The organism is Streptomyces sp. NPDC014656 (assembly GCF_043084305.1).
GTDB lineage: Bacteria > Actinomycetota > Actinomycetes > Streptomycetales > Streptomycetaceae > Streptomyces.
This window is the reverse complement of sequence record NZ_JBIBZN010000003.1, coordinates 210,081-222,598: the sequence shown is the minus strand read 5'-3', so window position 1 is coordinate 222,598 and position 12,518 is coordinate 210,081. Positions and strand designations below refer to the sequence as shown.

The following is a 12,518-nucleotide window of genomic DNA, read 5'->3' as shown; positions in this document are numbered from 1 at the left end:
CTCTCCACCCGTACGTCATCCGTCCACGCAGCCTGAACCAGGGGCCGAAGCGCCCCTGAACCGCGATGTGCGAGCGACATTAGGGGGCGCCACTGACAACGCGCCCGCCAGCCCCCCGTCCCCGCGACGCCGTCCGTCGTGCGGCGCCGGCGACCCGCCGGCGCCGGTGGCGCCCGGCACGGCGAACCCCCCGGCGGCCCGGCGTGCTTCACGTACAGTGCGGTGGTGAGGGAGCCCGGGCCGTCTTCACGCCGGCCGCGGGGACTCCCTCGTGTCGTGTCGGCAGGCGTCTCCACGGGGTGACCGAAATGTTGAGGACCGCGCGTTCGTGGGCCGAGGGATGGGCCGTGTCCCGTGGGGCGACCGCGCCGGAGGACGTCCCCTGGGGGCTGCGGATCGAGGTCGGGCGGCCGTCGCGGACGGTCCGTCACGTCCTGCTCGGTGCCGACGCCGACACCGCCCGCACGCTCGTCGGCACGGTCACCGAGCCGGCCACGTGCGTCAAGGCGTTCCTGCCGCCGGCCGACATGGAACCCTGGTTCCCGGCCGGGTGGGAGCCCACCGAGCCCTGCTTCTTGATGGCCGTCGACCTGCGTCCGGCGCGCGTGCGCACGCCGGACGGGTACACCGCCGCCGTCGAGACCGCCGACGGCGTGGCCCGCGTGCGCGTCGTGGCCGCGGGCGGCGAACTCGCCGCCCGCGGCCAGGCCGGCCTGACGGACACCGCCTGCGTCTTCGATCAGATCATCACCGAACCGGCCCACCGGCGCCGCGGCCTCGGGACGGCGGTGATGGCCGCCCTCACCCGCGCCGCCCTGGAGAGGGGCGTGTCCGAAGGCGTCCTGGGCGCGACCGTCCAGGGCCGGGCGCTCTACGAGGCGATCGGCTGGAAGGCCCTCGCACCGCTGAGCGGCTTCACCTACCGGCCTGTCACCTCGTGACCAGCTCGTCCTCGGGCACCCCCGGGGACGAGGGCTCCTTCCTCCCGCCCGCCACGGTGGCGCGCACCGGCCACCACATGCCCCGGCCCAGCAGCGCCGAGGCGGCCGGCACCAGCAGGAGCGACAGCACGAAGGCGGACAGGAGGATGCCCAGCGCGGTGGCGAAGCCCAGCTGACGGGTGGAGGGGTCCGCGTTCACCGCGAGGGCCCCGAAGGAGGCCGCGAGCACCACCCCGGCCGTCGCGACCGCCGGCGCCGTGTGCCGCACCGCGCGGGCCACGGCCGCGCGGGCCGGACCACCGCGGGCCATCTCCTCGCGCAGACGGTCGCTGACGAGGATGTTGTAGTCGGTGCCCAGGGCCACCACGAAGAGGAACAGCACCAGGGGCAGGACGAAGTTCACGCCCGGCTCGCCGCCCAGGTGCTGGAAGACCAGCGCGGCGGCGCCGAGGGTCGCCGCGAAGCAGAGCCCGACCGCGAGCATCAGCACCACCGGGGCCGCCAGGCTGCGCAGCAGCACCACCAGGATCAGCGCGATCAGCGCCGCGGCCACCGGGAACACCGTCCGCAGGTCCCGGTCCACCGCCGTCGCCACATCGGCGAACACCGCCGCCGTACCGCCGACGTGCGCGGTCAGCCCGGCCGGCGTCGCTTCCCGGACGGCCTCGCGCACCGGCCCCGCCACCAGGGCACGCGCGCGCTCGGTCTGGCTGCCGACCGTCAGGTACGCGTCCAGCCGGGCGGCCGTGCGGTCGGCGTCGAACACGGGCGCGGCCACCGAGCCCACCCCGGCCACCTCGGACAGGGCCCCCCGGAGGACGTCCAGTCCGGCGGGGTCCAGGGCGCGGCCGTCGTCGGAGGTCACGTACACGGTGGTCGGATCGGACACCCCGGGCGGCAGGGCGCCGGCGATCTCGCGTGCCGTCTCCGCGGCCGCGGTGTCGCTCGGCGTGCCGCCGATGCCGAAGTCCATGCGGATGCCCGCCACGCCGGTGGCGAGCGCGCCGAGCAGGGCGGCCGACGCCACGAACACCAGCAGCGGACGGCGTGCCACCAGCTCGCCCGTACGGCCCGCCAGACCGTGCCGTTCGGCCTTCGCCAGGCTCTTCGACGGCCAGAACATCCGCCGCCCGCCGACCGCGAGCAGCGCGGGCATCAGCGTCAGGCTCGCCAGCAGCATCACCAGCACCGACACCGCCACCGAGGGCCCGAGCACCCGGAACTGCCCGAAGGTCGCCACGCCCAGCGTCGCGAAGGCCGCCACGATCGTCAGCGCCGCCGAGGTCACCGCCGTGCCCACCCGTCCGGCCACGTCGGCGGCCACCGCGCGGTGGTGCTCCTCCGGGCGCCTCCGCAGCTCCTCGCGGAACCGGAACAGCAGGAAGAGGAAGTAGTCGACGCCGATGCCGATCAGCACGGTGCCGATCATGCCCGGGGTGCCCGGGTCCAGTTCGAGACCGGTCAGCAGGGCCGCTCCCACGACCGTGCCGACGGCGGCGCCGCCCACCACGGACACCGCGAGCAGCGGCACGACGGCGGCCAGGACGCTGCGGAACACCAGCACGTTGACCAGCACGATCAGGCCGACCATCAGCAGACCGACCACGGTCTGCGTGGTCTTCTCCGCGTCGGCGCGGTCCACCACGTCCGCCAGGCCCCCGGTGAAGCCGGTCCGCAGCCCGGCCGCGCCGAACTCCTGCTCGGCACGGTCCTGGAAGACCCGGTACAGGGAGTGCATGCCGGGGTCCGTGGAGTTGCCCCGCAGTTGTACGCCGAGCAGGGCGAACGACCCGTCGGGGGCGGTCGTCGTCATCGTCACCCGGGGGACCTGGGAGTAGTCCGTGGAAAGCCCCGGTATCTGTTCGTCCGTCCACGGCATCTTCATGCGGGTGACGCTCAGATCACGCGCCACCCCCGCCGCCCGCTCTTTGTCGGAGTCCTCCAGCGGCCTGCCGTCGCGCCGGGCCACCAGCACCGTCACCGCGTCGGCGTCGGGCTCCGCGCCGAACTCCTCCCGGGCGACCCGCAGCGCCGCGGCCGCGTCGTACTCCTGGGGCAGGAAGCCGGCGCTGTCGGTGTGCGTCACGCGGAAGACGAGCGACTGTCCCACGATGGCCGCGAAGACGCCGACCACCGCCCACACGGCGATGACCCGCCAGGGTCTGCGGGTCGAGAACCCGGTCAGGGCACGGATCACGGAAAGGCCTCCAGGGCGAGTACGGGAGAGCGCCTCCCGGCACCACGGAGGTCCGGGGAAGCGCTCCGGCCGGGTGATCCCGGCACGCCTCCAGCACATCAGCGGCATCGCACCCGGGCCTCGGAGGCGGGGACGAGAAACCCTCTGGGAGCACGGCCCCGCACCACCCGCCGTCTGGGAGCACGCTCCTGGTACCCGCTCCCTCCCGGACCCGACGCCCCGGCTCCGGCGCACCGGCACCATGGGAGACTCGACGGAAAGAACCGCACGTCATCGGGCCGCCACGACGGTCCGTGCACAGGCGCGGCCAGGGACGAGGGAGGCGGAGATGGGACGGCGGGCGGACGAGACGCGCCCCGGCCGGGCGGGGCACGGGGCGGACCCGTCCGGCTCCGGGCAGCCGGGCCGCCGGGCCGGGAGCCGGCGGGGTGGGCCGAGGGTGTGGAGCCGGCAGGACGGGCTCGTCGCCGCCGGCGCGGCGGCCCTCGACCTCGTCGGGTTCACCATCACCAGCCAGATGGACCAGGGGCGCGTGCCGGTGGCCGGGTGCCTGGTCACGGTGGCCGCCGCACTGCTGCTGCTGGCCCGCCGCCGCGCCCCGCTGGCCATCCTTGCCGGCGTCCTCGCCGTGAACCTGTCGCTCGGCTGGCTGAGTTCGGTCGGCCAGCACTACGGTGCCGCGACCGTCGTCGCGCTGTACACCGTCATCCGCCACCACCGTCCCGCGGTCGGCGCGGCGGCCGTCGCGGGGTGCGTCGTGGCGATCCAGTTCGTCCGCCCCGCGGCGGTCGCCCCGAGCGCCGTCGAGCTCGCCGCCAACGTCGCGTCCGCGCTCTTCGTCGTCGGCACCGCCATCGCCGTCGGACACTGGCAGCGCAACGCCGAGGCCCAACGACAGCTGCTCGCCGAGCGCGCCGTCGCCGAGGAACGCCGCCGCGTCGCCCGCGAGCTGCACGACATCGTCGCCCATCACCTCACCACGATGCAGCTGCTCGCCGGAGGGGCCCGGGCCAACCTCGACCGGTCCCCGGAGACGGCCCGGGAGGCGCTCGTCACCCTGGAGGGCTCCGGTCGCACCGCCCTGCGCGAGATGCGCCACCTGCTCGACGTGCTGCGGGCCGGCGACGAGGACGACGGGGGCGAGACGACCTCCCCGCAGCCCGGCGTCGGCGACCTCGACCGCGTCGTCGAGGACAGCCGCCGCGCCGGCCTCCCCACCACCCTCACCACCGACGGCGATCCCGGGACCCTCCCGCCCGGCGTCGCGCTCACCGTCTTCCGCATCGTCCAGGAGGCCCTCACCAACAGCCGCAAGCACGCGGGCCCCGGCGCGCACGTCGACGTACGGCTCGCCTTCGCCGCCCACGAGGTGCGCGTCGCCGTCACCGACGCGGGCCCCGGTCGGGGCCACCCCGCCGCACGGGGCTCGGGCTACGGCCTCATGGGGATGCGCGAACGCGTCGCCCTGCACGGCGGCAGCCTGCGCACCGGACCGGAGGGCGAGGGCTTCGCCGTCCGCGCCCGCCTGCCCCTCCCCGCCGACCGTCAGGAGACGCGCGCGTGAACGCCACCGTGAAGGTCCTCATCGCCGACGACCAGCCCCTCGTCCGCCACGGCCTCGCCCTGATGCTCGCGCCCGAACCCGGCTTCCAGGTCGTGGCCGAGGCCCCGGACGGCGCCGAGGCGGTCCGCCTGGCCCATGAGCACCGGCCCGACGTGGTCATCATGGACATCCGCATGCCGGTCCTCGACGGCATCGCCGCCACCGAACGCCTCTCCGCCGAACTGCCCGACTGCCGCGTCCTGGCCCTGAGCACCTTCGACATGGACGAGCACGTGATCGGCGCCCTGCGGGCGGGGGCGTGCGGCTTCCTGCCCAAGGACATCTCGCCCGAGGACCTCGTCGCCGCCCTGCGCGTCGTCCACGACGGCGAGGCGATCCTCGCCCCCCGGCTCCTGACCCGGCTCATCTCCACGCACGTCACGCGTCCCGGCCGGCCGGCGGCGCCGCCGGCTCCTCCCGGCACCGACGGACTCACCCCGCGCGAACGGGAGGTCTGGAGGCTGATCGCCGGCGGCCTGGACAACACCGAGATCGCAGACCGGCTGGCCGTGAGCCCCTCCACCGTGAAGAACCACATCACCGGCCTCTTCGCCAAGCTCGGCGTCCGCGACCGCGCCCAGGCCGTCATCGCCGCCTACGAGTCGGGCCTGGTGACGGCACGGCAGGCGCCCTGAGCCGCAGCGGGCCCCGGCCGCTCCCCCGCGCCGGGGCGGCCGGGACCGCGTCCGCCGAAACACGCGGTCGTCCGTGCGTGCGGGGGAGGCGGGCCACGGATAGCCTCACCGAAGGCCATTGATGTCGTTCCGTGCGGAAATGAGCGAAGGCGGTCGTGGTGTCCCGTAACAGGCGCTTGATCCTGAGTCCGCCGTCACGCGTGTGGAGCCTGCTCGCCGACGGCCTCCGGTACGGGGAGTGGGTCTCGGGGACGCAGCGGGTCATCGCCGCCGACCCGCGGTGGCCCGAGGTGGGCGCCCGGCTCCGGGTCCGGGTGGGCATCGGCCCCCTCGCCCTCGACGACACCTGCGTCGTCCGCATCTGCGAGCCGCAGCGCCGCCTCGAACTGGAGGCGAAGGCGGACCCCTTCGGCGCCGCCCGCATCGCCATGCACCTGGTCCCCTGGGGCGAGCACACCCTCTTCCTCCTGGAATGGCACCCCCTGCGGGGCCCCGGCACCCGGATGCACGGACTGCCCGTCGACTACCTCGTCTCCATCCGGAACGGCATGATGCTGACGAAGCTCGCCCGCATCGCGGTGCGCGAACAGCGGCGCGGCGAGCCGGCCGCCGTCCCGTCCGCGAGCGGTGCCTGAGGGGTACGCGGGCGGCCGTTCAGAGGTGGGCTTCGACGAGCTCCCGCACCTCGGCGTGGGTCAGCGGCCCCGTGCCGTGCGCCAGCGCCTCCCCGTCCTTCAGCAGGACGCAGGACGGGGCTTCCGTGATCCCGTAGCGCCTGGTCGCGGCGGGACAGCGCGCGATGTCGGCCCGGAGGGCGGTGAGGCGGCCCGCGTACTCGTCGGCGACGGCGCCCACGACGAGGTCCATGGCCCGGCAGGGCTCGATCGCCTTGGGCCAGGTCCCGATGAAGTAGGCGAGGACCGGTCCTTCGGTCCTGCCGAGGACGAAGTCGAACTCCGCGTCCTCGCGGGGCTGGTGAACCCGCTTCGCCATGAAAGCTCCTGTCTCCGCGTGCTGGTGTTCCCTCCCATCATCGCCCGGGGAGCGGCCGCCGACTGCCGACTGCCGACTGCCGACTGCCGACTGCCGACTGCCGACTGCCGACTGCCGACTGCCGACTGCCGACCGCCGGGCCCGGGTCGCGAGCGAAGTCCACCCTACGCAGATCGTCTACAACAAAACTATCTGCTAATGTCTTTTCTGGCCGCTCCGCCAGCTCCCGAAGGACTGATCCCCATGAGCCAGAACGCCACCGCCCTCGACACCACCGCCACCACGGTCGACACCGTCTCGGAGGCCGCGCCCGGCACCACCCCGAACGACGGCCCGGCGCCCCGGGCGCTCACCGGCGACGAGCTCTCCGGACTCCTGGGCCGGCAGCGGTTCGGCGTGCTCGCGAGCGTCCGGAGCACCGGCCACCCGCACCTGTCGACCGTCCTCCACCACTGGGACCCGGAGGAGCGCGTCCTGCGCGTCTCCTCCACCGCCGACCGGCTCAAGGTCCGCCTGCTGCGCCGCGACCCGCACGTCTCGCTGCACGTCGGCGGCCCGGACGTCTGGTCGTTCGCCGTGGCGGAGGGCGAGGCGGAGATCCTCGACCCGGCCGACGGGGCGGCCCCCGGCGAGAAGCCCCTGCCGGACCGGCGCGTGACCATCCTGATCCGGGTCTCCCGCCTGTACGGCACCGCCCTGGACGTCCCCTCCCAGGACTGACGCGCTCCGGGGCGGCGGGCGGGACGCGGCGCCGTCAGGAGGAGGGCGGGTACGGGGCGGACTTGAGGCGGCGGGCCAGGTGGGCGGTGTTCGCGGCGAGGGTGCGGGTGGTGCCGGCGGTGGCCTCGGGGGTCTCGTCCAGGTCCTGGAAGTCGGTTCCGTGCATGGCCTCGCCCACCCAGTAGGTGACGGCGTTGGGCGCGAGGGAGAAGCCCACGTCGTTCAGTCCCTGGAAGAGGTCGGCGCTGACCTTGTGGGCGCCGTCCTCGTTCCCGACCACGCAGACCGCGGCGACCTTGCCGTAGGTGAGCATGCGGCCCTCGTCGTCGGACTCGGAGAGCTCGGCGTCCAGCCGTTCCAGGACCCGCTGGGCGAGGCTGGAGGGATGGCCGAGCCAGATCGGGGTGGACAGGACGAGGATGTCCGCGTCGAGGACGGCCGCCCGGATCTCCGGCCAGGCGTCGCCGTGGCCCATGTCGGTCTTCACTCCGGGTTTCACGTCGTGGTCGGCGATTCTGATCGTCGTCCCCGTGACCCCGTGCGCGGCGAGGGCGGCCATCGTCTGTTCCGCGAGCAGCTGCGAGCTGGACGGGGCCGGGGCGGGCGAGAGGGTGCAGACCAGGGCGACAGCGCGGAGCGGAGTCGGCTCGAGAGTGTCCATGCCGTCCGGCTACCCGGTCGGCGGGGCCGTATCCGCCCCCGGGCCACCCGCGCGTGCGCCGGACCGGGCGGTCAGGGCCGGCGGCGGGCGAGGGTCGCGCCCAGGGCCGTGGCCGCGGCCCGTACGGCGTTGGCGTGGGAATCGGGACGGAAGCGTCCCACCGGACCGGTCACGCTGACCGCGGCGACCGCCGTCAGCCCGTCGGGAGCCAGGACCGGCGCGGCCACGCACAGCAGGCCCGGCGTCGACTCCTCCCGCTCGTAGGCGACGCCCGCCTCGACCGCCCGCGCCAGCTGGCCGCGCAGCAGCCCCGGCGCGATCACCGTGTGCGGGGTGCGGCGCTCCAGCGGGGCGGTCAGCACGGCCGCCCACTCGTCCTCCCCGGCGTGCGCGAGCAGCACCTTGCCGATCGCCGTGCAGTGCAGGGGCATCCGGCCGCCCGCGCGGGACGGCGCCTTGGCCTGCCGGTGGCCGCCGATCTTGGCGACGTAGACGACCTCGCGCCCCTCGCGCACCCCGAGGTGCACCGTCTCGTGGGTGCGCTCGTACAGATCCTGCAGGAACGGCATCGCCACCTCCAGCAGGGTGCGCTCGGCCGCCGCCCGCATGCCCAGCTCGAACAGGCCGCCCGAGAGCCGGTACCCGTGGTCCGTCTTGTCCAGCAGCCGGTGGCGCACCAGGTCCCCGGCGATCCGGTAGACGCTGCCCTTCGCCAGACCGGTGCGCCGGACCAGCTCGGCGAGCGGCAGCACGGAATCGGCAGGGCCGAACGCGCGCAGGATCCCCAGTGCCTTGCCCAGGACGGTGTCGCTGTCCTCCATGCGAAAGAGCGTACCGCTGAGTGGAACGCCTTCATGGAGCCCGCCGCCCCCCGTGCCGCAGATTGGACCTCATGCCCCGGAACCCCCGCGCTGTCGCCACCGACAGCATCGACGCCGCCGCCGCCCGCCTCCGCGAGGCCGCCGCCACCGGCACCCCCGCCGCCCCCGTCCGCGACCTGATCGGCCGCGACGACGTCACCGCCGCGTACGCCGTGCAGCGGCTGCTCACCGCCGAGCGGATCCGGGCCGGCGCCACGGTCGTCGGCCGGAAGATCGGCCTGACCTCCGCGGCCGTGCAGCAGCAGCTCGGCGTCGACCGGCCCGACTTCGGCGTCCTCTTCGACGACATGGCGCACGCCGACGGCTCGACCGTGCCCGCCGACGCCGTCCTCCAGCCCCGCGTCGAGGCCGAGATCGCCTTCGTCCTCGGAGCGGACCTCGCCGAGGGCCCCCTCGACGACGCCCAGGTCCGCGAGGCCATCGACCACGCCGTCGCCGCGATCGAGATCTGCGGCAGCCGGGTGGCCGACTGGGACATCAGCTTCGGCGACACGGTCGCCGACAACGCCTCTGCCGGCGGCTACGTCCTCGGCGCCCGGCGCGTCCCCCTCACCGGCTTCGACCCCGTCGCCGCCCAGATGACCATGACCGTCGACGGCGAGACCGTCTCCACCGGCAGCGGTGCCGCCTGCCTCGGCGACCCGGTCAACGCCGTCGTCTGGCTCGCCCGCCAGGCCCGCGACCTGGGCGAACCGCTCCGCGCCGGCCAGGTGATCCTCTCCGGCGCCCTCGGCCCGATGCGTCCCGTGACGCCGGGCGCCACCGTCCACGCCACCGTCACCGGCCTCGGCACGGTGTCGCTCACCTTCTCCGCGTAAGGAAACGGCCATGAGCAGGACCAAGGTCGCCGTCATCGGGTCGGGCAACATCGGCACCGACCTGATGATCAAGATCATGCGCACCGCGCAGCACCTCGAGATGGGCGTCATGGTCGGCATCGACCCGGCCTCCGACGGACTGGCCCGCGCCGCGCGCCTCGGCTTCGAGACCACCGCCGAAGGCGTCGACGGGCTGCTGAAGTCGCCCCTGATCGACGAGATCGGCATCGTCTTCGACGCCACCTCCGCCGGAGCGCACCGGGCCAACGACGCGAAGCTGCGCCCGCTCGGCATCCGGATGATCGACCTGACCCCGGCCGCGATCGGCCCGTACGTCGTCCCGGCCGTCAACCTCGACGAGCACCTCGACGCGCCGAACGTCAACATGGTCACCTGCGGCGGCCAGGCCACGATCCCGGTCGTGGCCGCGATCAGCCGGGTCGTCCCGGTGGCGTACGCCGAGATCGTCGCCTCCATCGCCTCCAAGTCGGCCGGCCCCGGCACCCGGGCCAACATCGACGAGTTCACCGAGACGACCTCCGAGGCGATCGTGAAGGTCGGCGGCGCCCGCCGCGGCAAGGCGATCATCATCCTCAACCCGGCCGAGCCACCGCTGATGATGCGCGACACCGTCTTCGCCCTGGTCACCCTGGACGGGGGCGAGGACGCCGGGAGCGCGAAGGCGCGGATCACCGAGTCGGTCCGGAGGATGGTCGCCGAGGTGTCGGCGTACGTCCCCGGCTACCGCATGGTCCAGGAGGTGCAGATCACCGAGATCCCCGCCGACCAGCCCGTCGGGACGCTGCTCGCGGAGGGCGCGGCCACGCGGCCGACCCATCAGGTGTCGGTCTTCCTCAAGGTCGAGGGCGCGGGCATGTACCTCCCGGCGTACGCCGGCAACCTCGACATCATGACCTCCGCCGCCGTGCGGATGGCCGAGAAGATCGCCGAGAAGACGGCCGGGACGACCGCCCCGAAGCCCGCCTCCGCCCCGGAGTCCGCCTCCGCCCCGGAGTCCGCCTCCGGCTCCGCCCCGGAGTCCGCTCCCGGCTTCGCCCCCGAGCCCGCCGAGAAGCCCGCTCCCGTGAAGGAGGCCGCGAAGTGAGCACCCCCATCTTCGTGCAGGACGTCACCCTCCGCGACGGCATGCACGCCGTCCGGCACCGCATCACGCCCGAGGACGTCCGGCGCGTCGTCGTCGCCCTGGACGAGGCCGGCGTCGACGCGATCGAGGTCGCCCACGGCGACGGCCTCGCCGGCGGCTCGGTCAACTACGGCCCGGGCTCCCACACCGACTGGGAGTGGATCGAGGCCGCCGCCTCGGTCCTGACGCGCGCCCGGCTCACCACCCTGCTGCTGCCGGGCGTGGGCACCGTCCACGACCTGAGGCACGCCTACGGCCTCGGCGTGCGGTCGGTGCGCGTGGCCACCCACTGCACCGAGGCCGACGTCTCCGCGCAGCACATCGCCGCCGCCCGCGAGCTGGGCATGGACGTCTCGGGCTTCCTGATGCTCTCCCACATGGCCGAGCCCGAACAGCTGGCGCGGCAGGCCAAGTTGATGGAGTCGTACGGCGCCCAGTGCGTGTACGTCACCGACTCCGGCGGCCGGCTGACGATGAACGGCGTCGCCGCCCGGGTGCGCGCCTACCGCGACGTCCTCGACCCGGACACCGAGATCGGCATCCACGCCCACGAGAACCTCTCGCTGTCCGTCGCCAACTCGGTCGTCGCGGTCGAGAACGGCGTCCGCCGGGTCGACGCCTCCCTCGCCGGACACGGCGCGGGCGCCGGAAACTGCCCCATCGAGGCCTTCGTCGCCGTCGCCGACCTGTCGGGCTTCCGGCACGGCTGCGACCTCGCCAAGCTCCAGGACGCCGCCGACGACATCGTCCGCCCCCTCCAGGACCGCCCCGTCCGGGTGGACCGGGAGACCCTGACGCTGGGTTACGCGGGCGTCTACTCCAGCTTCCTGCGGCACGCGGAGACCGCCGCCCGGCGCTACGGGGTCGACGTGCGCGACATCCTGATGGAATGCGGGCGGCGGCGCCTGGTCGGCGGCCAGGAGGACATGATCGTGGACATCGCCCTCGGCCTGGCTGCCGACCGCTGACGCTTCGGGAGCGGCCGGCGCCGCCGCCTCCGTTCCCCGAACTCGCCCTCGGTGTAGGCGCCTTGGGGGTTGGTCTACCTTGGGGTCCTCGCATCGGCCCAAGGGGGCACCGCATGGTCCACAGCAGGTTCCGGCCGGAGGTGCCGCCCGCCCCGGCCGCCGCGCGCGGCGCCGCGCGCCGCGACGGGCGGCACCTCCGGAGCGACCCCCTCCCGCCCTTGCGTCAGGACCGGAAGGGCTGACCTCCCCGCCGTGGAACAGCTGACGGGGGAGGACCCCGCGCACATCGGCCCCTACCGGCTCATCGCCCGCCTCGGCGCGGGCGGCATGGGGCTGGTCTGCCCGGGCCGCTCCGACCTGGGACGCACGGTCGCCGTCCCGGCCCTGCTGTCCGCCTCCTTCACCGGGGCCCGGGAGCGCCGCGGGGCCTTCGGGGCCCACCTCGCGATCGCCGGCAGCGGCCCGGCGCTCGGCCTGCCGGCCGGCTGGTTCCTCTCCGCGCACCCGAACTGGCACTTCAGTCTGTTCGCCGGAATCCCCTTCGCCCTCGTCGCCCTGATCGGAGCGGCCGTCCGGGTCCAGGACCGCCCGGGCCGCGCCGGTGCCCGCTTCGACGGCCGCGGACTGCTGCTCGCCTCCTACGGGATCGCGGGCGCCCCCGGGGCCGTCGCGCACTTCACGGGCGCGCCCGTCGCCCTGGCCCCGGCCTCCGTACTCCTCCTCGTGGTTTTCATGTGGTGGCAGACCGGACCGGCCGACGCCCTCGCCTCCGCCCCCGCCTCCGCTTCCGGCCCCGCCTTCGCCTCCGGCGGCAGACGACAGGCCCCCGCCGTCTGTTTGCCCGTCATGGCCGTGGTCACCGCCGGCGTCGCCGCGCTGCTCGTGGCCAGGGGCTACGTCTAGGCCGTCGAGCTCCGAGACGACGGGGGCGGAGGCACCGCCCGCCGCGACGGTGCG

General features: G+C 74.7%; 13 protein-coding genes. 9 read left to right on the top strand and 4 right to left on the bottom strand.

Annotated elements, in window-relative coordinates; genetic code table 11:
* Positions 1-347: 347 nt before the first annotated feature.
* Entirely contained in the window at positions 348-941 is a 594-nt protein-coding gene (locus ACF1ED_RS08485; RefSeq protein WP_391757919.1) for a GNAT family N-acetyltransferase, read from the top strand.
* Here the strand turns inward: ACF1ED_RS08485 and ACF1ED_RS08480 are convergent.
* Complete coding sequence (locus ACF1ED_RS08480) at positions 931-3,138, bottom strand: MMPL family transporter (protein WP_391757917.1); 2,208 nt, start codon at positions 3,136-3,138, stop codon at positions 931-933. The two genes, ACF1ED_RS08485 and ACF1ED_RS08480, sit on opposite strands and share 11 nt — an antisense overlap.
* A gap of 439 nt (positions 3,139-3,577) precedes the next feature.
* On the opposite strand from ACF1ED_RS08480, the gene ACF1ED_RS08475 reads away from it, so the two are divergent.
* The 3 genes from ACF1ED_RS08475 (at position 3,578) to ACF1ED_RS08465 (ending at position 6,011) form a co-directional block, all read left to right on the top strand.
* The gene (locus ACF1ED_RS08475) at positions 3,578-4,702 is read left to right on the top strand and encodes a sensor histidine kinase (protein WP_391757915.1); all 1,125 of its coding nucleotides are present in this window, start codon (positions 3,578-3,580) and stop codon (positions 4,700-4,702) included.
* The gene (locus tag ACF1ED_RS08470; RefSeq protein ID WP_391757913.1) at positions 4,699-5,376 is read left to right on the top strand and encodes a response regulator; all 678 of its coding nucleotides are present in this window, start codon (positions 4,699-4,701) and stop codon (positions 5,374-5,376) included. Before ACF1ED_RS08475 ends, ACF1ED_RS08470 begins: the two co-directional genes overlap by 4 nt.
* 158 nt (positions 5,377-5,534) lie before the next feature.
* Positions 5,535-6,011, top strand: coding sequence for an SRPBCC family protein (locus tag ACF1ED_RS08465; protein ID WP_391757911.1), 477 nt, complete (start codon positions 5,535-5,537; stop codon positions 6,009-6,011).
* 19 nt (positions 6,012-6,030) lie between these two features.
* On the opposite strand, the gene ACF1ED_RS08460 is transcribed toward ACF1ED_RS08465, so the two are convergent.
* Complete coding sequence (locus ACF1ED_RS08460; protein ID WP_391757909.1) at positions 6,031-6,369, bottom strand: thioredoxin family protein; 339 nt, start codon at positions 6,367-6,369, stop codon at positions 6,031-6,033.
* A 243-nt stretch (positions 6,370-6,612) separates the two neighbouring features.
* On the opposite strand from ACF1ED_RS08460, the gene ACF1ED_RS08455 reads away from it, so the two are divergent.
* Positions 6,613-7,089 carry a pyridoxamine 5'-phosphate oxidase family protein gene (locus ACF1ED_RS08455; RefSeq protein ID WP_391757907.1) on the top strand — a complete coding sequence of 159 codons (477 nt, stop codon included), beginning with the start codon at positions 6,613-6,615 and terminating at the stop codon, positions 7,087-7,089.
* Between the two features lie 34 nt (positions 7,090-7,123).
* Here ACF1ED_RS08455 and ACF1ED_RS08450 read toward each other — a convergent pair whose 3' ends face one another.
* Entirely contained in the window at positions 7,124-7,750 is a 627-nt protein-coding gene (locus ACF1ED_RS08450) for a flavodoxin family protein (protein ID WP_391757905.1), read from the bottom strand.
* 71 nt (positions 7,751-7,821) lie between these two features.
* Positions 7,822-8,571 (bottom strand): IclR family transcriptional regulator, encoded by a 750-nt coding sequence (locus ACF1ED_RS08445; RefSeq protein WP_391757903.1) that lies wholly within the window; start codon positions 8,569-8,571, stop codon positions 7,822-7,824.
* Positions 8,572-8,642: 71 nt separating this feature from the next.
* Between ACF1ED_RS08445 and ACF1ED_RS08440 the strand changes: the two genes are divergently transcribed.
* From ACF1ED_RS08440 to ACF1ED_RS08425, 4 genes are all read left to right on the top strand, one after another.
* Positions 8,643-9,449 carry a 2-keto-4-pentenoate hydratase gene (locus ACF1ED_RS08440; RefSeq protein WP_391757901.1) on the top strand — a complete coding sequence of 269 codons (807 nt, stop codon included), beginning with the start codon at positions 8,643-8,645 and terminating at the stop codon, positions 9,447-9,449.
* Between the two features lie 10 nt (positions 9,450-9,459).
* Entirely contained in the window at positions 9,460-10,554 is a 1,095-nt protein-coding gene (locus ACF1ED_RS08435) for an acetaldehyde dehydrogenase (acetylating) (protein ID WP_391757899.1), read from the top strand.
* On the top strand, positions 10,551-11,561 hold the full coding sequence (dmpG, locus tag ACF1ED_RS08430; protein WP_391757897.1) for a 4-hydroxy-2-oxovalerate aldolase: 1,011 nt from the start codon (positions 10,551-10,553) through the stop codon (positions 11,559-11,561). The genes ACF1ED_RS08435 and dmpG overlap by 4 nt, the downstream gene beginning before the upstream one ends.
* 252 nt (positions 11,562-11,813) lie before the next feature.
* The gene (locus ACF1ED_RS08425) at positions 11,814-12,464 is read left to right on the top strand and encodes a hypothetical protein (RefSeq protein WP_391757895.1); all 651 of its coding nucleotides are present in this window, start codon (positions 11,814-11,816) and stop codon (positions 12,462-12,464) included.
* The last annotated feature ends 54 nt before the right edge of the window (positions 12,465-12,518 follow it).

Coding starts and splice junctions, on each gene's coding strand:
- ACF1ED_RS08455 (WP_391757907.1), top strand. CDS start 6,613: ATGAGCCAGAACGCCACCGCCCTCGACACCACCGCCACCACGGTCGAC.
- ACF1ED_RS08450 (WP_391757905.1), bottom strand. CDS start 7,750: ATGGACACTCTCGAGCCGACTCCGCTCCGCGCTGTCGCCCTGGTCTGC.
- ACF1ED_RS08460 (WP_391757909.1), bottom strand. CDS start 6,369: ATGGCGAAGCGGGTTCACCAGCCCCGCGAGGACGCGGAGTTCGACTTC.
- ACF1ED_RS08440 (WP_391757901.1), top strand. CDS start 8,643: ATGCCCCGGAACCCCCGCGCTGTCGCCACCGACAGCATCGACGCCGCC.
- ACF1ED_RS08445 (WP_391757903.1), bottom strand. CDS start 8,571: ATGGAGGACAGCGACACCGTCCTGGGCAAGGCACTGGGGATCCTGCGC.
- ACF1ED_RS08435 (WP_391757899.1), top strand. CDS start 9,460: ATGAGCAGGACCAAGGTCGCCGTCATCGGGTCGGGCAACATCGGCACC.